Genomic DNA, 21721 nt, shown 5'->3' with positions numbered 1-21721 from the left:
ATTTAGGAGACAAAAAAACATGAGACAACTAAAAATCACCAAGCAGGTAACCAATCGTGAAACTGCTTCATTAGACAAGTATTTACAAGAAATTGGAAAAGTTGACCTTATTACCGCTGACGAAGAGGTAGAATTAGCACAAAAGATTAAAGCCGGTGACCAGAAAGCATTAGAGAAATTGACAAAAGCCAATTTACGTTTCGTAGTTTCGGTAGCAAAACAATATCAAAATCAAGGATTAACACTTCCCGATTTGATCAACGAAGGAAATTTAGGATTGATAAAAGCAGCACAACGTTTTGATGAAACACGTGGTTTCAAATTCATCTCGTATGCCGTTTGGTGGATTCGTCAATCTATATTACAAGCATTGGCTGAACAATCCCGTATCGTTCGTTTGCCTTTGAACAAAATTGGTTCTATCAATAAAATCAACAAAATGTACGCTTTATTAGAGCAATCTAACGAGCGTCCACCATCTGCTGAGGAAATTGCAAAAGAGCTAGACATGACCGTAAATGACGTAAAAGAGAGTATGAAAAACTCCGGTCGTCACTTATCAATGGATGCACCTCTTGTAGAAGGAGAAGATTCTAACCTTTACGACGTATTGCGTTCTGGTGAATCTCCAAATCCAGACAGAGAATTAATCCATGAATCATTGCGTACGGAGATTGAGCGTTCCCTAGAAACATTGACTCCAAGAGAAGCTGATGTAGTTCGTTTATATTTTGGTCTTGGTGACCAACACCCAATGACCTTAGAGGAAATTGGAGAAACTTTCGACCTAACTCGTGAGCGTGTGCGTCAAATCAAGGAAAAAGCAATCCGCAGATTAAAACACACTTCAAGAAGTAAAATACTAAAAACTTATTTAGGATAAAACAGTCAAATGTCTAAAAGTCAAAAGTCATAAAGTCCAACAACATTATGATTTTTGACTTTCGGCTTTAGACTAATAAGTAACGACGGTCTGATTAACTGTTCGTTTTTTGATTGATGATTGAAACTCCGGTTGATTACCGGAGTTTTGCTTTTTAATCTGAATTCATTTCAGATTCTCTCACCTATTTCTGTTTAAAATCATTTAGGCGTAACCCTCCGTAAAAACTTCGAGTCGGGCTTTCCGTTGCAATCTTTTATTTTTAGAAAAAAAATAAAAAGGATTTCCACTACAATCCCTTACGCAATTTCATAGTACAGACAACTCGCGAGTTGTCCCTATAAAAAAACTTTCGCCAATTGCTGTAAAAAAACTACTTTTGCACAAACAATACAACTGTAAAGACGCACTGCTGTGCGTCTCAACGTAACAACTACACAATGAAGAATACACTTATTGCACCATCAGTGCTTGCTGCCGATTTTGGCAATCTGCAACGCGACATCGAAATGATCAACAACAGTGAAGCCGATTGGTTTCATATCGATATCATGGATGGCGTTTTTGTTCCTAACATCTCTTATGGAATGCCAGTTCTGGAAGCCATTAACCGACATGCAAAAAAAACAATTGACGTTCACTTGATGATTGTAGATCCGGATCGTTACATTAAAACTTTTGCTGAATTAGGAGCTAATATTCTAAGTGTACACTATGAAGCCTGTACACACCTTCACAGAACACTACAAGCCATCAAAGCGGAAGGAATGAAAGCTGGAGTTGCAATCAATCCACACACTAATATTGACTTACTGGAAGATGTAATCAATGACATTGATTTGGTTTGTATCATGAGTGTGAATCCAGGTTTTGGAGGACAATCTTTTATTGAAAATACGTATGCTAAAATTGAAAAGCTAAAAGCGTTAATCACTAAAAAAGGAGCAACTACAATCATTGAAATTGACGGTGGTGTAACCAATAAAAATGCAAAACAATTAGTGGAAGCCGGAGCTGATGTTCTGGTAGCCGGAAGCTTTGTTTTCAAAGCGGAAAATCCAACCCAAACGATACAAGATCTGAAGAAGCTAACAAACTTCTAAAAGAAATGGCGCTTAAAGCGCCATTTTTATTTTAAATATTCTTCTTTAAAATTAATCATTCTTGAAATATGTGCATATAGTTCCGGATGCTCCCTTTTGAAAACACGAGGTGTCTCATAAAAATGTTCCAAGATAACCGATAAAAATTCGAATTGATTTTCATAAGCATACAATCTAAAATAATCTTTCTGAGTCAACTCGTTATTTAAAACTGGATCGCTGTAATATTTTACGGCTTCATTGAATTCATCAAAAAAGATAATGGCACTTGGATCATTACTTTTTAAGCAATGAAAATGCAACACATGAGAGAACTCATGTAAACCCAGATTAATATTATCGCTTGATGTTAAATGTCCCAATAAAAAATCTTCCCACGAAAAAACTACCGCTTTCATTCTGGGATTAAATTCTCCTTTATGATACGCTTCATTTACGGTAGAAAAATAACTGGAAGGATAAATTATTATTTTATTGAATAAACGAACAAGATAATTTCTCATCCCAAAAGTCAACATCACATACGTTCCCGCAATCAGTATTTTCATTTGTTCCGTAATAACAACTTCCTTGCCTATAAACTCATATTTAGCAATAAACTCACTTACTCGATGTTCAAAATACGCTTTCCTTTTAGAAGAAAGCCTGCTATAAAACGGAAAGTCGTTTACTAAAATTTGGCGTTGGCTTGATTTTAATTTTTTGGAGAAAGGATACCAATGGATGTAAAATGGTTTATTAAATAGTAAGAGATAGGCAGGCTCCAGAACTCTAAAAACAATTATTAGAAGAAATAATATTCCAAACAATACTGAAATAAAAAGTTGTAATGACATATTTTATAACCGCTTTAAAATAAAAAATGCTCCAAAATAATTTCAAGCAAACTTGATTTTTTTGAAGCATTTTTATTTGTGTTTGTGGCCGCGACAGGGTTCGAACCTGCAACCCTCAGAGTCGAAATCTGATATTCTATCCAGTTGAACTACGCAGCCATTATTTTGTTGTTTTTTCTTTTAAAAATTCTCTTCCACTTCCTGTTTTAAAATATTTTTCACGAAGAACTGCTTCTTCTCTTGTACCAAAAGTTTCTAAATAAACCAATTTCCAGGGCTTAAAACCTTTGGTAGATTTTGTCTTACCTGAATTATGTTCTATTATTCTTTTATCTATATCACTTGTCTGACCTTTATAAAGCCTTCCATCAATCTCACTCTCTAAAATATATACAAAATATTCCATTTATTGTCGAAATCTGATATTCCCTGCCGGCAGGCAGGCAGGCAGGTATCCAGTTGAACTACGCAGCCATTTGATTTAAGATTATTGATTAACGATTTTAGATTTATGGTGTAAAATCGTTAACCTTAAATCATACAAATTTATGTCAATAGTTTTTTAACTATAGTAGAAATCGTTTTTCCTTCGGCAGTTCCACCTAATTGTGCTGCCGCTAATCCCATCACTTTCCCCATTGAAGCAATTCCTGACGCACCTGTTTCTGCAATAATTTTTGCAATCACAACTTCAACTTCTGCTTCGCTTAATTGTGCCGGCAAGAATTTTTCTATTACTGCGATTTGTGCCAATTCTGGTTCAGCTAAATCCAAACGGTTTTGCTCTGTAAAAATCTTAGCGCTTTCCTTACGTGTTTTTACTAATTTTTGCAACAATTTTATTTCATCATCTGCTGAGATTTCTTCTTTTGATCCTGTTGCAGTTTGCGCTAATAGGATTTCAGATTTAATAGCTCTTAAAGCTTCTAATGCTACTGTATCTTTGGCTCTCATGGCTGTTTTAATATCGTCCATGATTTGTACTGATAAACTCATATTCTTTATTGTTAATTTGATTAATCGACTATTTGTTTAATCGATTGTTAAAATGCTAATTATGAAAACGATTCTTTTTTGACCCAGATGGTAGTGGAAAGCCTTTTTAGGAGAAAATGATTTTTTTCATGCACTTAAAAAGCGACTTTAGAAGCTCTTTTAAGGACGTAGAAAAAACATTTTTGACAAAAAGCTTGAAACGACAGCTGGATAAAGGCCCGACAAAATTAAAGAAATTTACTGTAATTAACAATAGATTGCTTTGTTGCTCGAAACTACAAAAAAATAACCCGAAAATTAAATGAATTTTCGGGCTACCTCATTTTGGTTTGAGTTAGTTAATCTACGTTGTCATGTAAATACGAGTTGTTAGAACGCAACTGTAGATCGTTGTTGCTGTCTGTTCCCACAGAAATTCTCGAATTTGTATTATTGGCTTGATTGTTTGAAATATCTATTCCCAATCTTTTGTAAGCTGGTTCTTTTTCATATTCATCAATTTTAGAAACATTGTTATGAAACTTATAATTGAATTCTTTTAGTTTTTTTCTTCTTTCATCAGCTCTCATTCGCAATGATTCCTCGATTGTCATTTCCATTGGAGAAATAGCTTCAAAGTCAACAGATGTATTTACTGATGTATCAACTTGTTTCATTGTGATGTTTAATTCCGCCGGAATAACAACTTCCGGAGTTTTAGCAACTGGTTTAGCCATGAAATCATGCTCTGGTTCCATGAACTCTTCAAGAGAATATTTGATAATTCCATTGTCAGTCAATTCTGTTACGGGAACAAATTGAACCGCTTCGTTTACTTTCATATCACGGGTTTCATTCGTCAATTCAAACATCACTTTGCTCTCTTCAACTTGAGCTACCGGTTCTGCTTTGAAAAGTGGTAAATCAAAAGAGAAAGCAGTTTGTTCTTGTCTTTCAATAACTTTTGGCTGAACTGCTTTTACTTCATTAACTTCAGCAACAGGTGTTGAAATTGTAAAATCAATGTCAGTAATAGGAGAAACAATTTCGAAAGTCACGTCTAAATTTTTAATAAACTCAGACATCACCATCAATTCTTCCTTATTAATAGTTGGTGTCGTTACCACTGGCTCAGGAGCAACAACAGTATCTTCCAATAAATCAAAAACTATTCTTTCGTTTGAATTAGATGCTGGAGATTCCGCATTTAAATCAAAAGCAGCTACCGTTTTATTACTTAGATTATGAACACTTCTTTGTTCATCTTCTAATGTGTGTATAATTTTTTTTGGCTCAGTATTTACTATTTCGTTTTGTTGTTCAATATCAAAACCTGTAGCGATTATAGTCACTGCAATAGCATCTCCAAGTGATTCGTCTTCACCAACCCCCATGATAATATTTGCATTATGCCCCGCTTCAACTTGAATATGATCGTTGATTTCTCCAATTTCGTCAATTGTAATTTCATTAGTTCCAGAAACGATAAGCAACAATACGTTTTTGGCACCTGTAATTTTATTATCATTTAACAAAGGAGAATCTAAAGCAGCAATAATGGCTTCTTTAGCTCTATTTTCACCAGAAGAAACAGAAGATCCCATAATAGCTGTTCCGCTATTATACAATACCGTTTTAGCATCTCTTAAATCGATATTTTGAGTATAGTGATGCGTAATTACTTCAGCAATACCTCTTGAGGCTGTAGCCAAAACTTCATCCGCTTTTGAAAATCCTGCTTTGAAACCAAGATTACCATACACTTCTCTTAATTTATTGTTGTTGATAACAATTAAAGAGTCAACTTGTTTGCGTAATTTTTCTATACCAATTAACGCTTGTTCCTGACGCACTTTCCCTTCAAACAAGAAAGGCAATGTCACAATCCCTACAGTAAGAATGTCTCTTTCTTTAGCCAATTGTGCAATTACGGGTGCAGCTCCAGTTCCAGTTCCACCACCCATTCCGGCAGTGATGAATACCATTTTAGTATTTCTATCCAACATTTTTTCAATCTCGGAAATACTTTCAATAGCGGATTGCTGTCCTACATCTGGGTTTGCTCCAGCACCAAGTCCTTCAGTCAAATGCACTCCTAACTGAATTTTGTTAGGCACAGAACTGCTTTGTAAGGCCTGAGAATCCGTATTACATACGATGAAATCCACCCCTTTAATTCCTTGTTTAAACATGTGGTTTATGGCGTTACTTCCGCCTCCACCTACACCAATAACTTTTATTACATTTGATTGGTTCTTTGGTAAATCAAATGAAATACTTCCAAATTCTGAGTTGCTCATCATTTTATTTGGTTTTTGATATTTATATTATTTTTTGATTTTTAATTCTTTTTACTTGGGGCAAAAAGGAAAAAAAACAATATTTTTTATTACTTCTAAATTATTCTGCATTATCTAAGAAATCCTTAATCTTGTCAACATAACGGTCAAAGAAATTTCTTTGTATCCTATTTACGGTAGAATTATGTTTCTCATTTGAGTTTTGATCCTCTTCGTCTTCCTCTTTCTCAAGAATCTCATTCACCACCGGATTTTGAACAACTGCCTGTCTGTATACCGCAGCTTTAGGTTGTTCAATGGCATCCATTCTTACCGCACTCTGTGTTTTATTCTCAATGCTTTTCATTACTAATCCAACTGCAGTTGCATATAAAGGACTTGAAATCTCCTCATCAGAATTCCCAGCTAAATGCTCGTTTGGATATCCTATTCTCGTATCCATTCCTGTAATATATTCTACTAACTGCTTGATGTGTTTCAATTGTGCACCACCACCAGTAAGTACAATTCCTGCAATTAGTTTTTTACGAGGATCTTCGTGTCCGTAAGCTTTCACTTCAGTGAACACCTGATCTACAATTTCCACAACACGAGCATGGATTATTTTAGATAGATTTTTCAAAGAAATCTCTTTGGGCTCTCTACCTCTTAATCCTGGAATAGAAACAATTTCGTTGTCTTTATTTTCTCCTGGCCAAGCAGATCCAAATTTAACTTTCAATAATTCCGCTTGTTTTTCAATGATCGAACATCCTTCTTTGATATCATCTGTAATCACATTTCCTCCAAAAGGAATTACCGCAGTGTGACGAATAATACCATCTTTGAAAATAGCCAAATCTGTTGTTCCACCACCAATATCGATAAGCGCAACTCCAGCTTCTTTTTCTTCCTGACTCAAAACGGCATCAGCTGAAGCCAATGGTTCCAATGTCAACCCTGATAATTCGATTCCAGAACTTTGAATACATCTGCCTACATTACGAATCGATGAAGCTTGCCCTACTACAACATGAAAACTAGACTCTAATCTTCCACCATACATTCCTATAGGCTCTTTGATTTCAGATTGTCCGTCAATTTTAAATTCTTGTGGCAAAACATGTATAATTTCTTCGCCGGGTAACATCGCCAATTTATTCACTTGGTCAATCAAAAGCTGAATATCATTCCCACCGATTACTTCTTCGGGGTTGTTTCTGCTGATGTAATCTGTATGCTGAATACTACGGATGTGTTGTCCCGCAATTCCTACAACTACATCTTTTATTTTATAGCCTGAATTATTTTCGGCTTCTTGAATCGCTTGCTGTATTGATTGTATGGTTTGAGTGATGTTATTTACCACACCTCTAGCCACACCTAAACTTTTAGATTTTCCTACACCTAAAATTTCTAGTTTCCCATATTCATTCTTCTTGCCTATCATGGCAACTATTTTAGTTGTCCCAATATCTAGACCTACTGCAATATTCTCTTTTTCCATTATCTATTATTTAGTGCAAACTACTTGTTCCGTAAATCGGAGGTCAATTTTTTTATATTTATACAACGAACTATCTAAAACCGCTTTTTGAAAAAAAGCTTTATAATTCTTGAATTTACGCTCCACATTTATCATTCTACCAAAATCAATTTGATATTCAAAATTTCTATTGAGCATTTTTAAGCTTCCATTAGGCATAATTTGAATTCCGATGATGTTTTTTTTCAAAAACGCATCGTCATAGATTAAGCGAAATAAATCGGATAAATCTTCGTTATTTTTTTTATTTATTCCTCCTGAAACAAGTGGAACTCTAGCTGTAAAATTAGTTGACAAGGGCATTCTATTTCCTTCGTAATCAATATAAAAAGAACCATTTTTGTCAAAAACTCTAGCAATAGGAGTCTTTTGTTTCACCACTGCTTTTAACACTCCATCAATACTCACAAATACATCTGATTTTTCAATCATTTCTTGTGCATTGAGACTTGTTTCCAGCTTATTCAAATCTAGATTAACTTTTTGAATGCTTGATGCATCTTTTTTATTTTCTATTAACAATTTATTAACCGTTTCTTGCTTCACAAAAGGAGCGTTATCTCCTACAAAAATAACTATAGATTTAGTCAATTTTCTATTTGCATTACGATTTGACGTAAACGAAAACAGAAGAATCACCAACACAAACATCAGTAATAATCGAATATTTGTCCAGTTAAAGAGTTTCATTTATCGCTTTTTTAATTGATGGTACTAATTCTCCAATATCTCCAGCTCCAATTGTTACAATAATCGATGCGTCACTTGCTAAAATTGTCTCAATCAAATCGCCTTTATTTACAATTTTTTTATTATTATTCGTCATTTTATCCATCAACCATTGTGAGTTTATTCCTTCCATTGGTAATTCACGGGCCGGATAAATATCTAGTAAAATAATAGCATCAAAAGCCGATAAACTTTTGGCAAAATCATCAGCAAAATCTCTCGTTCTACTAAATAAATGGGGTTGAAAAACGGCCAAAACTTTTTGGTTTGGATACAATTCACGAACAGCCTGATGCACTGCATTTATCTCCGTTGGGTGATGGGCGTAATCATCGATATAAACCTTAGCTTCTGTTTTTATTTGGTATGAAAATCTTCTTTTAATTCCCTTAAATGATGTAATGGCTTTTGCAATGGCATCGGTTGGGGTGCCGAATAATTTTGCCATTGCGATAGCCATTAATGCATTCATTAAATTATGTCTTCCAGGTAAACCAAAATGTAAATCTTTGATTACTTCCGTAGGCGTTTGTACATCAAAAACATAGCTTGCATTTTCAATTCTAACATTAAAAGCTTTAAAAACTGCATCTTCATTCACAGCACAGGTTACACCTTCAATTGGTAATTCTTTTGTTATAAAAAGATTACTCTTATCTTCTATTTTTGATGCAAATTCAAGGAAAGATTCTTCTATTGCCTCACTGGTTCCATAAATATCCAAATGATCTGCGTCCATAGAAGTTATGCAGGCAATATTAGGATGTAAATGCAGGAATGAACGATCAAATTCATCCGCTTCAACAACAGTTACTGTTTTCCCGCTTCCTATTAAATTCGAATTGTAATTCTCAACAATTCCACCAATAAAAGCAGTAACATCAGCACCGCTTTCCTGCAAAATATGTCCTAAAATTCCTGATGTAGTTGTTTTTCCATGTGTTCCAGCAACTGCAAAACAAAAAGTATCTTTTGTAATTATTCCTAAAACCTCTGCTCTTTTTTTTACTTGAAAATCTCTCTCCAAGAAATAATTCCACTCTGAATGCGTCTTAGGAACAGCCGGCGTAATAACGACCAAAGTGTTTTCTATGTAAAAATCTTTCGGAATCGCATCAATACTGTCTTCAAAATGAATTGGAATTCCACTTTCTATTAATTCACTGGTAAGAGCCGATGGCGTTTTATCATAACCTGAGACACTCTTGCCCAGATTCTTGAAATAACGAGCCAAGTTACTCATCCCAATGCCTCCGATTCCGATAAAATAGACGTTATGTATTTGATTTAAGTTCATTTTATTTTGAGTCTTTGGTATATTATCTTTTTTATTTCTATCTAATTAGCTTTACAATTTCGTCAACAATTTGTTTTGTTGCTTCTGGCATAGCCAATAATTTTATATTTTCACTCAGCTGATTTTGCTTTCCCAGATCTTTCAGTAAGACTTCAAAAACAAGACTGAATTGTGAATCAAGCTCGGATTCTTTCAACATTAAAGCGCCTTTTTTATCGACTATCGCTTGTGCATTTTTAGTCTGATGATCTTCAGCTACATTAGGTGAAGGAATAAAAATCACTGGTTTCCCCACAATACATAATTCCGAAACAGATGATGCACCAGCGCGTGAAATAACAATATCTGCTGCTGCATAAACTAAATCCATTCTTTCAATAAAAGCGACAACCTGAACATTTGCTGAATTGTATTTTTTATAATCTTCTAAATACAACTTTCCGCATTGCCAAATCACCTGAACATTTTGAGAAAGCATATTGGCTAACTCTTTTTCGATTAATTGGTTTACCCTTCTTGCTCCAAGACTTCCTCCGAGAACCAATAATGTTTTTTTATTTGGATCCAAATTAAAAAATTGAATAGCTTCTTCTCTTTTGCTTTCGATATCAATTAAATCCTGACGCACTGGATTTCCAGTCAAAATCATTTTTTCTTTTGGAAAAAAGCGTTCCAGATTTTCATAAGCAACACATATTTTGTTTGCTTTTTTACTCAACAGTTTATTGGTAATTCCCGGAAAGGAATTTTGCTCTTGAATCACTGTTGGAATTCCTGCAATTGCCGCTACTTGCAATAACGGACCACTTGCAAAACCACCTGTTCCAATAACCACATCTGGTTTGAACTGTTTGATTATTGTTCTTGATTTTAATAAACTTGAAAGCAACTTCACTGGAAAAAGAGCATTGTCTAATGTCAGTCTACGCTGCAAACCAGATATCCAAAGTCCTTTAATATTGTAACCTGCTTGAGGTACTTTTTGCATTTCCATTTTGTCTTTGGCACCTACAAAAAGAAATTCGGCATCAGGAAAACGAGATTTTAATTCATTTGCAATAGCAATTGCCGGATAGATATGTCCTCCCGTTCCGCCACCACTTAATATGAATTTATACTGTTTCATTTTTATTAATTTCTAATTTTCTAAAACGCCTTATTTATTCAAAACTGCATGCATCGGATTCTTAGCTTTATCTTCAATCGAATAATTCTCAGCTGCTACCTCTTCCTCTTCTAATTCCCTGTCAATTAATTTTTGAAGTGCTTCTTCTCTTTTGGCAGTATCTTTTAATTCCTGCGTAATTTCTTCTTCTTTTTTCGTAACACTAATGATGATTCCAAGGGCAAAACAAGTCATCCAGATTGAACTTCCTCCACTACTGATTAAGGGTAATGTTTGTCCCGTAACGGGTAATAATTCAACCGCTACAGCCATATTTACCATTGCCTGAAATATCATGGGAAAACCCAATCCCACCACTACTAATTTTCCGAATAGTGAATTGGCTTTGTGCGATGCTATCACAAATCGAAACAACAACAATAAATATAATGTCAATACTCCCAAACCTCCTATAAGTCCATATTCTTCGACGATTATAGCAAAAATAAAATCGGAGGAAGATTGAGGCAAAAAGTTCTTCTGGACACTTTTCCCTGGGCCTAATCCGTATATTTTCCCCGAAGCTATGGCGATTTTAGCTTTCTCTATTTGATAATCATCCTCATCCGGTTTATCACTGGTAAAATTATCAATACGACTAATCCAAGTATCGACACGGTTAGGAAAAGCATCCGGAAAAGCTTTAGCAATCAAAATAAAAAATGCCAGAAACACAATCCCAGAACCTACTACAATTCCGATATAACGCAACGGATACTTCCCAATGAAAACCAACATTAGCACCATGGAGAAAATTAATGCCGTAGTGGAAAAATTGGCTGGAAGAATGAATATTAACGTAATGAATACCGGCAACCAAAGCTCCCAAATAGAGGACTTAAAAGAAATAGGAACTTCTCTGGTTTTAGATAAATAACGGGCTACAAAAATAAACAACACCATTGCTGCCAATGTTGACGTTTGAAATGTAATCCCAATAAATGGCACCTGAATCCATCGACTGGCATTAGCACCAGCGATAACGGTCCCTTTGATTAATGTGTATGCCAATAATAGCCAAACAATATACAAGGCCCCTTTAGAAATTGCTTTAAAATAATGATAGGGCACTTTATGAACCCAAAATATAATTAGAAAACCAATACATATGTGTGCTATGTGTTTTACTAAATAGCCTAATGTATTTCCGTTTCCTTGACCAATATAGGCCAAATTACTACTAGCACTAAAAACAGGCATAAATGAAAACAAGGCCAATAAGGCCACGAATGACCAAATCCCTTTATCTCCCTTTAATTTGTTGACTAGTTGTTTCATTGTTTGATTTTTATTAAAGCTTAAAGTCTTAATAAATTAGACTTACTATAAATTTTTAACTGCTTGTTTGAACTGATTCCCTCTGTCTTCGTAGCTTTCGAATAAATCAAAACTGGCACAAGCAGGTGACAATAAAACTGTATCTCCTTTTTCTGATAATCGTTGCGCCATTCTCACAGCATCATTCATGTTATCAACTTCAATCATCATATCAACTACATTTCCAAAAACATCAATAATTTTTTTATTATCTACACCAAGACAAATAATAGCTTTTACTTTCTCACGAACTAATGACATCAATTCATTGTAATCATTTCCTTTATCAACACCTCCCACAATCCAAACGGTAGGTGTATTCATGCTGTCTAATGCAAAAAAAGTAGCGTTTACATTAGTTGCTTTTGAATCATTGATGTATTGTACGTTTTGAATTTTCAATACTTTTTCAAGACGGTGTTCCACTCCCTGAAAATTAGATAAACTTTCACGTATTGTAGATTTTCTAATCTGCATCAATTTTGCCACAGAGGTTGCTGCCATTGCGTTTTTCATGTTATGTTTTCCTTCTAAGGCAATGTGTACTGTGTCCATTGAAAGCTCTTCCTGATTGATTGAAATTTCCATTTTGTTGTTTTTTATATAAGCTCCTTCGCTGAAAGTTTTTGTCAATGAAAAAGGAATTAATTTGGCTTTTGTTGTGTGTGTTTTAAACCATTCTGCAATGGCTTCATCGTCGGCATCATAAATGAGGTAATCTTCCTCGGTTTGATTCATCGTAATTCTAAACTTCGCATCAATATAATTTTCATATTTGTAATCGTATCGATCTAAATGATCTGGACTAATATTTGTAATAATAGCAATATGTGGCTTAAAATTTATGATTCCGTCCAATTGAAAACTACTCAACTCCAGCACATAAGAATCGTATTTATTATCCGCTATTTGCCAGGCAAAACTCTTTCCAATATTTCCTCCCAACCCTACATTTAATCCTGCTGATTTCAGCAAATGATGTGTAAGCATTGTGGTAGTGGTCTTCCCATTACTACCAGTAATCCCTATTATGGTTGCATCCGTAAAAGGTGCCGCAAACTCAATTTCAGATAATACTGGAATTCCTTTTTCGATAAGCTTTTTTACTATTGGAGATTTGTCTGGAATCCCTGGGCTTTTCATGACCACATCAGCATTCAAAATCAAATCTTCGGTATGCTTTTCTTCTTCCCAAACTATTCCATTAATGATAAGAACCTCTTTGTAATTTCCTTTTATCTTTCCAAAATCAGATACAAAAACTTCATATCCTTTTTTCTTACCCAGAATAGCAGTACCTATACCACTTTCTCCGCCGCCTAAGATTACTAGCCTCATGCTATCTTAATTTTAAGGTAACAATTGATAATATGGCCAGCATTATGGCAACAATCCAGAATCGTGTTACAATTTTACTTTCGTGATAGCCTTTCTTCTGATAATGATGATGCAATGGCGACATTAGAAAGATTCTTCGGCCTTCGCCAAAGCGTTTCTTGGTATATTTAAAATAACTTACTTGTAAAACCACAGATAAATTTTCGACAAGAAAAATTCCGCACAATAAAGGAATCAGCATTTCTTTTCGAACGGCAATTGCCAGAACTGCAATAATACCTCCAATTGTCAAACTCCCTGTATCGCCCATAAAAACTGAAGCCGGATACGAGTTGTACCAAAGAAATCCAATCAATGATCCTACAAATGCGGCAATAAAAACCGTCATTTCCCCCGAATTAGGGATATACATAATATTCAAATAATTGGAGAAAATTATATTCCCTGAAACGAACGTAAATATTCCTAATGCCAGAACTGAAACAGCAGAAGTCCCTGCAGCAAGTCCATCAATACCATCCGTTAAATTAGCACCGTTAGACACTGCCGTTATAATAAAAATAACAACTGGAATAAAAATTAACCAAGCCCACTTTTCATATCCTTCGCCAGTCCATGCTAGTAATTCAGCATAATCAAATTCATTATTTTTAAAGAAAGGAATTGTCGTAGCAGTAGATTTTTCTTCAACTGGCGCTGGCAAAATCACCGTTTCTGTTGGCACTCTAAAAATATCTGATGTAGAAGTATCGGTACGCACGGTAACCGCCGGACTAAAATAAAGAACAGTTCCTACTATTAAACCAAGACCTACTTGCCCTACAACTTTAAATATTCCTTTTAAACCTTCTTTATCTTTCTTGAAAATTTTAATATAGTCATCTATAAAACCAATTATTCCCATCCAAAGTGTAGTCACAATCAACAAAACGATGTAAATGTTATGCAGTTTTGCAAAAAGTACAACTGGAACCAAAGTGGCAAATATGATAATTAACCCTCCCATTGTTGGCGTACCCGCTTTTTCGTTCTGACCTGCTAAACCAAGTTCACGAACGGTTTCTCCCACTTGCTGTTTTTGCAGAAAACGGATTATTCTTTTACCATAAATTGTAGACAATAGTAAAGAAAGCATCAATGCTAACGCGGATCTAAAAGTGATGTACTGAAAAACACCCGTTCCAGGCACATCCAATATCTTGTCTAAATATTCAAATAAGTAATACAGCATATTTTTCTATTTATGGAGTTGGTCTAATATTTCTTTAACTATTTTCATATCGTCAAAATCATGACGTATTCCATTTATTTCCTGATACGTCTCATGCCCTTTCCCAGCAATTAAAATAATATCATTGGGCTGAGCCAATTGACATGCCGTTTTTATGGCTTGTTTTCTATCAGTTATGGTCAACATTTTTTTATAATTCTGAGAGGCAACACCTAGCTCCATTTCAGCAATAATAACTTCCGGATCTTCGTTTCTTGGATTATCCGAAGTGAAAATTGCTTTGTCGCTCAGATCAGATGCAATTCCAGCCATAATTGGTCGCTTGGTTTTATCTCTATTTCCTCCACAACCTACAACCGTGATTAATTGTTCGTTTTTTGTACGAATGTCATTGATAGTTTTCAGCACATTTTCTAATGCATCCGGTGTATGCGCATAATCCACAATCGCAGTAATATTTGATGCGGAAACAATAAATTGAAAACGTCCCGAAACACTTTCTAAATCTGACAGTAACCGAAGTACTTCCAAACTTTCCATTCCAAGTTCAATCGCAGTTCCATAAATAGCCAATAAATTATACGCATTAAATGTTCCTATCAGCTTCACCCAAACTTCATTTCCGTTTATTTTTAAAAACAAACCTGACAATTGATTTTCCAGGATTTGCGCTTTATAATCGGCATACGATTTTAAGGCATAGGTCATTTTTTTAGCAGCGGTGTTCTGCAACATCACTTGCCCATTTTTATCATCAATATTGGACAACGCAAAGGCTGTTTTTGGCAAATTATCGAAGAACGATTTTTTCACATCCCTGTATTCTGCAAACGTTGGATGATAATCCAAATGATCGTGAGACAAATTGGTAAAAATACCGCCAACAAAATGCAATGCTTCGGTTCTTTTTTGATGAATCCCATGAGAACTCACTTCCATAAAACAGTATTCAATACCGTTTTCTACCATTTCTTTTAGATAATGATTTATCGTAATCGAATCTGGAGTCGTGTGAGTCGCTTTGTATTCAACGTCATCAACTAAAATTTTTACTGTCGAAAGCAAACCAACTTTAAAACCTGCTTTTTTAAATAATTGGTACAACAAAGAAGCAATGGTCGTTTTACCGTTTGTCCCTGTAATTCCAACCAATTTCAAGTTTTGAGAAGGATCACCAAAATAATTTGCAGCCATAAATGCGAGGGCAGAATTCGTGTCTTTTACCTGAACATAGGTAATTCCTTTAGCAATATTCACCGGAAATGTATCGCAAATAACTGCTACAGCTCCTTGTTGAATTGCTTTTTCTATAAAATCATGACCATCAGAAATGGAGCCACGAATAGCAATAAAAACATCATTGGACTCGATTTTTCTAGAATCAAAATCCATTTTATTGATAGCAATATCCGTCGAACCTTTTACGGCTTCGATAGCTACTTTGTACAATATATCTTTTAATATACTCATGATAATTCCAATAGTATAGTTGTGTTTTTCACAATATTCTGACCCGCAGCAAGCGATTGTTTTTTCACCTTACCAACTCCAACAGCCTTTACTTTTACACCTAAATTCTCCAATAAAGCAACCGCATCCATTCCAGACATTCCTTTCACATTTGGGATTAATTGCAATTTCTTTTCTGATTTTACAAAGTAAGAATCATAACTTTTTTCTTGCTTTGTAATCTTTCTATTTAGGTTTTTAATCTCATTTGTTGAGGGCGCATCTGTAAAAATCTTTTGAGCAATTCTCTTAAAAACGGGACCTGCCACATCAGCACCATAAAAATTATTAAGCGCGGTATTAGGTCTATGAACTACAACTATGCAAGAATACATAGGTTTATCCGCCGGAAAATACCCTACAAATGAAGAAGCATAATACATTCCAGATCTACCACTTTTTCCATAATTAACCTGAGCTGTACCTGTTTTTCCCGCCATAGAAAAATCTTTCGAATAGAGTTTTGACCCCGTTCCCTTTTTAACAACATTTGCCAGAACAGCTTTTAATTTTGAAATAGTTTCTGGAGAGCAAATTCTTGGATTCAATACTTCTTTCTCATATTTTTTGATGGTTCTGTTCCATTCTTTAATTTCAGAAACAAACTGAGGCTTTACCATTTCACCATCATTGGCAACCGCGTTATAAAAAGCTAATGTTTGCAACGGTGTAATATGAACTCCATATCCAAAGGCCATCCAAGGCAGTGAAATATTTGACCAATTTTTATCACTTGGCTGCGGAATATAAGGCACTCCTTCTCCTTTAATCGAAAGCCCTAAAGTTCTATTTAATCCAAAATTATTAAGATGATTTACAAATTTTGAAGGCTCATTTTTGTACCCATTGTAAACTGCCTGAACCAAAACCGTATTAGAAGAAAGTTCAAAACCTCTTGCCAGAGAAATTTTTCCGTAACCTCCTGTATGGGAATCGTTTACTTTTTTTCCTGAATAAACCACAACTCCACCTTTACTGTCATAAACAGTACTGGTATCCGTTTTTTTATCTTCAAGAAGCGCCATTAAACCTGCTAATTTATAAGTAGATCCAGGTTCATGCGATTCGGCAACTGCATAGTTTGTAGTTTCATAATAGGTTCCGTCATCTGCTCTTCCTAAATTTGAAATTGCTTTTACATGACCCGTTTTAGTTTCCATAACTACTACACAACCATGATCCGCCTCATACAATTCCAACTGTTTCAATAACGCGTGATGTGCGATATCCTGAACATAAACATCGATTGTGGATATCACATCATATCCATCCTGAGGTTCAACTTCATTAATATCACGAATGGGTTTCCACTGCCCTTTTGCTATTTTTTGCTTTAAAATCTTACCGTCTTTACCGTTCAAATATTTTCTAAAGGCCCATTCAATTCCTTTTCCATCAAATGATCCAGATTCTGTAGTCCTTTCATAACCAACAGTGCGCTCTGCAATTTTCCCTATTGGATGTTCTCGTACTGTTTCTTGTTCAATTATAATTCCGCCCTTGTAAGCACCTAAATTGAATAATGGAAAACCTTTTATTTTAGAATACTGGGTATAACTTAATTTACGGGCAACTAAATAATACCTGTTTTTATTAGCTCTGGCTTTTCTTAATTCGTTTTCAAAAAAATTAGATGGTTTTCCTAAAACTGATGCCAATGAATCTGATAACGACTTCACATTTTTTTCAAATGCTTCGGCTTTTGGAGCCACAGCGTCAAAACGTATTTCATAATTAGGAATGGAAGTAGCTAAAAGGCTCCCATCGGCAGAATAAATATTTCCTTTATTAGCAGGAATGATAAAATTCTTAACGGTTCTTTCCTTGGCTAATTTTCTATAATAATCTCCCTCAACCCATTGAATATTTGTCAATTTTACAGCAATCGCAATAGCCATCAAAAAGATAGCGAATGCAACCAGATAAATTCTGTACGATATGTATTTATCTTCTACTGCCATATTTTTTTGAAAAAGCTTTTTTCTTCTTCTTTTTTAACTTTTATTTTAACTGGAGGAACTGTTGACGGAAAAATTTCTTTTTCTATCATTTTTTCAGAAACAGTTGATTCCATTTTTAATTTCATTAATTCTGAGCGTCTGTCCACAAATTCCGAACGCAACTCTTTAACCTGATTTGTCAACTCGGCAATCTGAAACACTTTTTGTTCAAATCGCTGCGTATTAGCAATCATAACGATCGCCAGTAGAATTACAAAAACAATAAACCGCCAGTTTTTTACTGCATCATCATTGATAAGAAACCGCGCTTTCAATAGGCTGTAAACTCCGTTTTTCATTTTATGACTAATTATATCTTTTCAGCAATTCTTAATTTGGCACTTCTTGCTCTATTGTTCTCTTTTATTTCAGCATTATCCGGAACAATTAATTTTCCAACTGTTTTAAACGGCACTGAAAAATTACCAAAAAAGTCACGTTCAGGTTCCCCTTCAAACATTCCGTTTTTTACAAATCTTTTCACCAATCGATCTTCTAATGAGTGATACGAGATCACACTTAATCTTCCGCCCGGATTCAATATTTCTAAGGATTGTTCCAAAAACTCTTTCAAAACATCCATTTCCTGATTCACTTCAATTCGAATAGCCTGATAGATTTGAGCCAATATTTTATTTCTAACTCTTTCCGGTAAATATCTCGCCAAAACCTCTTTCAATTCATCGGTTGTTTTGATTGGCTGCTCCTCTCTGGCCTCTATAATTGTTCTTGCCAAAGCAGGTGCATTTTTCAATTCACCATAATCCAAAAACACCCTTTTCAAATTTACATCATCATATTCATTGACAACCCGATAGGCATTCAAATCATTTTTCTGACTCATTCTCATATCTAATCCTGCATCAAAGCGAGTAGAAAAACCTCTTTCCGGAACATCAAATTGATGAGATGAAACCCCTAAATCGGCCAAGATTCCATCAACACTTTTCACCCCATAAAAACGCAAAAACCGTTTTATAAAACGGAAATTCTCATTTATAAGCGTAAATCTTTCATCTAGCAGAGAATTTGCCAAAGCATCTTCATCCTGATCGAAAGCAAACAACTTTCCGTTTGGCCCGAGTCTTTTCAAAATTTCTTTTGAATGTCCTCCACCGCCAAAAGTCACATCTACATAAATGCCGTCAGGCCTAATATTTAAACCATCTACTGATGCCTGAAGCAAAACCGGATTATGATATTCCATTGTCGTCGTCATTTATATTTCCCATTACTTCTTCTGCCAAATCTGCAAAATCAACGTCTTCCCCGTTTATTGATTTTTCGTATAAATCTTTATCCCAAATCTCAACAATATTCACTGCCGATGAAAACACGACCTCTTTAGCGATACTCGCAAACATTACTAAATCTTTCGGTACTAATAATCTACCCAAAGCATCTATTTCAACCACTTTAACCCCAGCAGTAAACCTGCGGATAAAATCATTGTTCTTCTTTACAAATCGATTCAACTTATTGATTTTTTGCATCATCAAATCCCACTCCTGCATAGGATATAATTCCAAACAAGGTTGAAAAACGGAACGCTTCAAAACGAATCCGTTTTGAAGTGAAGCAGCCAATTGCTTTTTCAAAGGCGCTGGCAACAGCAACCTCCCTTTAGCATCGACTTTACATTCATATGTTCCTATAATTGTATCCAAGCAAAAAGTTTTAAATGATGTTGAGCAAAAATATAAAAAATATTACCACAATTTACCACTATATACCACTTTGTTAATAAGTTTAACCACTTTTGGTCAAAAACCTTTAATTTTTGGACAATCAAGACGTTAGCTCTCTTTTATTTTATTTGTAAGAAAGGTAATGTTATAAAAAAAAGGAGATGAAATACAATAAAATTTCAATTTAAAATCTTACAACCAATTCCGAAATAATCAAATTTTAAAACTCAAATACGACAAAAAGAGAAGCCTGTTTTCACAGCAACATGTATAATTTTACAATTAAAAATTGTTGTAAAAATTCATTTTTATTTATTAAATCCTATATTTGTCAAAATTGAAAATCCGCATTCAAAAAAAATGGAAAAACACTATAAAAAAGAAGGTAGATATAGCTATTATGAAGCTGGCGAAGGAACTCCAATTGTCATTTTACATGGACTCATGGGTGGACTTAGCAACTTTGACGCTGTAGCAAGTTACTTCTCTACAAAAGGATATAAAATAATAATCCCAGATTTACCGATATACACTCAAAACATTTTAAAAACGAATGTAAAAAGTTTTGCAAAATATGTTAAAGATTTCATCACATTCAAAGGGTTAGACAGGGTAATTCTTTTAGGAAATTCATTAGGTGGTCATATTGCTTTGTACCACACTAAAATGTATCCTGAAAAAGTAGCCGGACTTGTAATAACTGGAAGTTCTGGGCTTTATGAAAGCGCAATGGGTGATAGTTATCCTAAAAGAGGAGACTATGAATACATTAAGAAAAAAGCTGAAGATGTATTTTATGATCCAAAAGTAGCTACCAAAGAACTTATTGATGAAGTTTACGAATCTGTAAATGACAGAATAAAATTGATAAAAACACTGACAATTGCCAAAAGTGCCATTCGTCATAATATGGCAAAAGATTTGCCAAAAATGCATGTTCAAACTTGTATAATCTGGGGAAAAAACGACAAAGTTACACCTCCAGATGTTGCAGAAGAATTCAATAAATTATTACCTAATTCTACCTTATACTGGATAGATAAATGTGGTCATGCTGCCATGATGGAGCATCCTGATGAATTTAATCGTTTATTAGAAGACTGGTTAACACACACGCATTTATCAGTGCACTAATCCTAAAAAGGAGAATTTTACACCTAGAAAAAATGAAAATTAATACTGCCGAATTTGTTATCAGCAACTCCGATGTAGCCAAATGTCCCAAAGACTTTTTGCCGGAATATGCTTTTATTGGCCGATCAAATGTTGGAAAATCCTCTTTGATTAACATGCTAACGAATCAAAAAAAATTAGCAAAAACATCAGGAAGACCGGGAAAAACACAATTGATTAATCACTTTTTGATTAACAACAATTGGTTTCTTGTCGATTTACCAGGTTACGGTTATGCAAAAGTTTCTAAAAAAACGAAATCAATTTTTCAAGAATTTATTACTGATTATTTTGAAACTAGAGAGCAATTAGTTTGTGCTTTTGTTCTGATTGATATTCGTCATGAAGCACAAACCATAGATATTGAATTCATGTCTTATATGGGCGAAAGTGAAATTCCTTTTTGTATCGTTTTCACCAAAGCAGATAAAATCAGTAAAGTGAAAATTGATTCTCATATTGCAGCGTACAAGAAGAAAATGTTTGCTAACAATTGGGCCGAAATGCCGCATTACTTTGTTACTTCAGCAACAGAATCGACTGGAAAAGAAGAATTACTTTCTTATATTGACGAAGTGAATCAAGAAGTTTTCAAAAATAATAGTCAGTTTTAAGAACTAAATTTATTATATAAAAAATCCCAAAACTAAAA

At 34.6% G+C, this 21721-nt stretch carries 20 protein-coding genes and 1 tRNA gene; 4 read left to right on the top strand and 17 right to left on the bottom strand.

Annotated features, from left to right (window positions below):
- The first annotated feature begins 19 nt into the window (after positions 1–19).
- Both E0I61_RS07085 and rpe read left to right on the top strand, forming a co-directional pair.
- Positions 20–883, top strand: coding sequence for a sigma-70 family RNA polymerase sigma factor (locus E0I61_RS07085; RefSeq protein WP_007137700.1), 864 nt, complete (start codon positions 20–22; stop codon positions 881–883).
- 440 nt (positions 884–1323) lie between these two features.
- Positions 1324–1986 (top strand): ribulose-phosphate 3-epimerase, encoded by a 663-nt coding sequence (rpe, locus tag E0I61_RS07080; protein ID WP_131991917.1) that lies wholly within the window; start codon positions 1324–1326, stop codon positions 1984–1986.
- Between the two features lie 26 nt (positions 1987–2012).
- Here the strand turns inward: rpe and E0I61_RS07075 are convergent, their stop codons facing one another.
- The 17 genes from E0I61_RS07075 to mraZ all read right to left on the bottom strand — a co-directional run bounded on the left by E0I61_RS07075 (position 2013) and on the right by mraZ (position 19875).
- Complete coding sequence (locus E0I61_RS07075; RefSeq protein ID WP_132070351.1) at positions 2013–2822, bottom strand: zinc-dependent peptidase; 810 nt, start codon at positions 2820–2822, stop codon at positions 2013–2015.
- An 85-nt stretch (positions 2823–2907) separates the two neighbouring features.
- Positions 2908–2981: transfer RNA gene (locus E0I61_RS07070), tRNA-Arg, on the bottom strand.
- Between the two features lies 1 nt (position 2982).
- Complete coding sequence (locus E0I61_RS07065) at positions 2983–3228, bottom strand: GIY-YIG nuclease family protein (protein ID WP_132070349.1); 246 nt, start codon at positions 3226–3228, stop codon at positions 2983–2985.
- Between the two features lie 140 nt (positions 3229–3368).
- A complete protein-coding gene (locus tag E0I61_RS07060; protein ID WP_132070347.1) occupies positions 3369–3818 on the bottom strand; it encodes a GatB/YqeY domain-containing protein in 450 nt (149 codons plus the stop codon).
- A 338-nt stretch (positions 3819–4156) separates the two neighbouring features.
- Positions 4157–6100: a cell division protein FtsZ gene (ftsZ, locus tag E0I61_RS07055; RefSeq protein WP_132070345.1), complete on the bottom strand. Its 1944-nt coding sequence runs from the start codon at positions 6098–6100 to the stop codon at positions 4157–4159.
- Between the two features lie 97 nt (positions 6101–6197).
- Positions 6198–7583 carry a cell division protein FtsA gene (gene ftsA / locus E0I61_RS07050; RefSeq protein WP_131991902.1) on the bottom strand — a complete coding sequence of 462 codons (1386 nt, stop codon included), beginning with the start codon at positions 7581–7583 and terminating at the stop codon, positions 6198–6200.
- A gap of 6 nt (positions 7584–7589) precedes the next feature.
- Positions 7590–8312 (bottom strand): cell division protein FtsQ/DivIB, encoded by a 723-nt coding sequence (locus E0I61_RS07045; protein ID WP_132070343.1) that lies wholly within the window; start codon positions 8310–8312, stop codon positions 7590–7592.
- Positions 8299–9648, bottom strand: coding sequence for a UDP-N-acetylmuramate--L-alanine ligase (murC, locus tag E0I61_RS07040; RefSeq protein ID WP_132070341.1), 1350 nt, complete (start codon positions 9646–9648; stop codon positions 8299–8301). Before murC ends, E0I61_RS07045 begins: the two co-directional genes overlap by 14 nt.
- 37 nt (positions 9649–9685) lie before the next feature.
- The gene (gene murG / locus E0I61_RS07035; RefSeq protein WP_132070339.1) at positions 9686–10774 is read right to left on the bottom strand and encodes an undecaprenyldiphospho-muramoylpentapeptide beta-N-acetylglucosaminyltransferase; all 1089 of its coding nucleotides are present in this window, start codon (positions 10772–10774) and stop codon (positions 9686–9688) included.
- Positions 10775–10804: 30 nt separating this feature from the next.
- Complete coding sequence (locus E0I61_RS07030) at positions 10805–12091, bottom strand: FtsW/RodA/SpoVE family cell cycle protein (RefSeq protein WP_132070338.1); 1287 nt, start codon at positions 12089–12091, stop codon at positions 10805–10807.
- A 45-nt stretch (positions 12092–12136) separates the two neighbouring features.
- Positions 12137–13468 (bottom strand): UDP-N-acetylmuramoyl-L-alanine--D-glutamate ligase, encoded by a 1332-nt coding sequence (gene murD, locus E0I61_RS07025; RefSeq protein WP_132070337.1) that lies wholly within the window; start codon positions 13466–13468, stop codon positions 12137–12139.
- Between the two features lies 1 nt (position 13469).
- Positions 13470–14699 carry a phospho-N-acetylmuramoyl-pentapeptide-transferase gene (mraY, locus tag E0I61_RS07020; protein WP_131991884.1) on the bottom strand — a complete coding sequence of 410 codons (1230 nt, stop codon included), beginning with the start codon at positions 14697–14699 and terminating at the stop codon, positions 13470–13472.
- 6 nt (positions 14700–14705) lie between these two features.
- Positions 14706–16169: a UDP-N-acetylmuramoyl-L-alanyl-D-glutamate--2,6-diaminopimelate ligase gene (locus E0I61_RS07015; protein ID WP_132070335.1), complete on the bottom strand. Its 1464-nt coding sequence runs from the start codon at positions 16167–16169 to the stop codon at positions 14706–14708.
- Positions 16166–18169, bottom strand: a complete 2004-nt coding sequence (locus tag E0I61_RS07010) for a penicillin-binding protein (protein WP_132070334.1) — start codon at positions 18167–18169, stop codon at positions 16166–16168. Before E0I61_RS07010 ends, E0I61_RS07015 begins: the two co-directional genes overlap by 4 nt.
- A complete protein-coding gene (locus E0I61_RS07005) occupies positions 18160–18507 on the bottom strand; it encodes an FtsL-like putative cell division protein (protein ID WP_131991875.1) in 348 nt (115 codons plus the stop codon). The genes E0I61_RS07010 and E0I61_RS07005 overlap by 10 nt, the downstream gene beginning before the upstream one ends.
- An 11-nt stretch (positions 18508–18518) precedes the next feature.
- Positions 18519–19427, bottom strand: a complete 909-nt coding sequence (rsmH, locus tag E0I61_RS07000; RefSeq protein WP_205728745.1) for a 16S rRNA (cytosine(1402)-N(4))-methyltransferase RsmH — start codon at positions 19425–19427, stop codon at positions 18519–18521.
- The gene (gene mraZ, locus E0I61_RS06995; RefSeq protein ID WP_132070332.1) at positions 19402–19875 is read right to left on the bottom strand and encodes a division/cell wall cluster transcriptional repressor MraZ; all 474 of its coding nucleotides are present in this window, start codon (positions 19873–19875) and stop codon (positions 19402–19404) included. Before mraZ ends, rsmH begins: the two co-directional genes overlap by 26 nt.
- Positions 19876–20256: 381 nt before the next feature.
- Between mraZ and E0I61_RS06990 the strand changes: the two genes are divergently transcribed.
- Both E0I61_RS06990 and yihA read left to right on the top strand, forming a co-directional pair.
- On the top strand, positions 20257–21030 hold the full coding sequence (locus tag E0I61_RS06990) for an alpha/beta fold hydrolase (protein ID WP_099714437.1): 774 nt from the start codon (positions 20257–20259) through the stop codon (positions 21028–21030).
- A gap of 32 nt (positions 21031–21062) precedes the next feature.
- Positions 21063–21683, top strand: a complete 621-nt coding sequence (gene yihA / locus E0I61_RS06985) for a ribosome biogenesis GTP-binding protein YihA/YsxC (protein WP_131915106.1) — start codon at positions 21063–21065, stop codon at positions 21681–21683.
- Positions 21684–21721: the final 38 nt, after the last annotated feature.

The organism is Flavobacterium ranwuense (assembly GCF_004349315.1).
Taxonomy (GTDB): Bacteria; Bacteroidota; Bacteroidia; order Flavobacteriales; family Flavobacteriaceae; genus Flavobacterium; species Flavobacterium ranwuense.
This window is presented reverse-complemented; position numbering and strand designations above follow the sequence as displayed.

What these genes read in the sequence shown, in the direction of transcription:
- yihA (WP_131915106.1), top strand. Translation starts at nt 21,063, where the DNA reads ATGAAAATTAATACTGCCGAATTTGTTATCAGCAACTCCGATGTAGCC.
- E0I61_RS07015 (WP_132070335.1), bottom strand. Translation starts at nt 16,169, where the DNA reads ATGAGTATATTAAAAGATATATTGTACAAAGTAGCTATCGAAGCCGTA.
- rsmH (WP_205728745.1), bottom strand. Translation starts at nt 19,427, where the DNA reads ATGACGACGACAATGGAATATCATAATCCGGTTTTGCTTCAGGCATCA.
- E0I61_RS07045 (WP_132070343.1), bottom strand. Translation starts at nt 8,312, where the DNA reads ATGAAACTCTTTAACTGGACAAATATTCGATTATTACTGATGTTTGTG.
- E0I61_RS07030 (WP_132070338.1), bottom strand. Translation starts at nt 12,091, where the DNA reads ATGAAACAACTAGTCAACAAATTAAAGGGAGATAAAGGGATTTGGTCA.
- E0I61_RS07085 (WP_007137700.1), top strand. Translation starts at nt 20, where the DNA reads ATGAGACAACTAAAAATCACCAAGCAGGTAACCAATCGTGAAACTGCT.
- E0I61_RS07005 (WP_131991875.1), bottom strand. Translation starts at nt 18,507, where the DNA reads ATGAAAAACGGAGTTTACAGCCTATTGAAAGCGCGGTTTCTTATCAAT.
- mraY (WP_131991884.1), bottom strand. Translation starts at nt 14,699, where the DNA reads ATGCTGTATTACTTATTTGAATATTTAGACAAGATATTGGATGTGCCT.
- ftsA (WP_131991902.1), bottom strand. Translation starts at nt 7,583, where the DNA reads ATGGAAAAAGAGAATATTGCAGTAGGTCTAGATATTGGGACAACTAAA.
- ftsZ (WP_132070345.1), bottom strand. Translation starts at nt 6,100, where the DNA reads ATGATGAGCAACTCAGAATTTGGAAGTATTTCATTTGATTTACCAAAG.
- E0I61_RS07060 (WP_132070347.1), bottom strand. Translation starts at nt 3,818, where the DNA reads ATGAGTTTATCAGTACAAATCATGGACGATATTAAAACAGCCATGAGA.
- E0I61_RS06990 (WP_099714437.1), top strand. Translation starts at nt 20,257, where the DNA reads ATGGAAAAACACTATAAAAAAGAAGGTAGATATAGCTATTATGAAGCT.
- rpe (WP_131991917.1), top strand. Translation starts at nt 1,324, where the DNA reads ATGAAGAATACACTTATTGCACCATCAGTGCTTGCTGCCGATTTTGGC.
- E0I61_RS07065 (WP_132070349.1), bottom strand. Translation starts at nt 3,228, where the DNA reads ATGGAATATTTTGTATATATTTTAGAGAGTGAGATTGATGGAAGGCTT.
- E0I61_RS07075 (WP_132070351.1), bottom strand. Translation starts at nt 2,822, where the DNA reads ATGTCATTACAACTTTTTATTTCAGTATTGTTTGGAATATTATTTCTT.
- murC (WP_132070341.1), bottom strand. Translation starts at nt 9,648, where the DNA reads ATGAACTTAAATCAAATACATAACGTCTATTTTATCGGAATCGGAGGC.
- E0I61_RS07010 (WP_132070334.1), bottom strand. Translation starts at nt 18,169, where the DNA reads ATGGCAGTAGAAGATAAATACATATCGTACAGAATTTATCTGGTTGCA.
- murD (WP_132070337.1), bottom strand. Translation starts at nt 13,468, where the DNA reads ATGAGGCTAGTAATCTTAGGCGGCGGAGAAAGTGGTATAGGTACTGCT.
- murG (WP_132070339.1), bottom strand. Translation starts at nt 10,774, where the DNA reads ATGAAACAGTATAAATTCATATTAAGTGGTGGCGGAACGGGAGGACAT.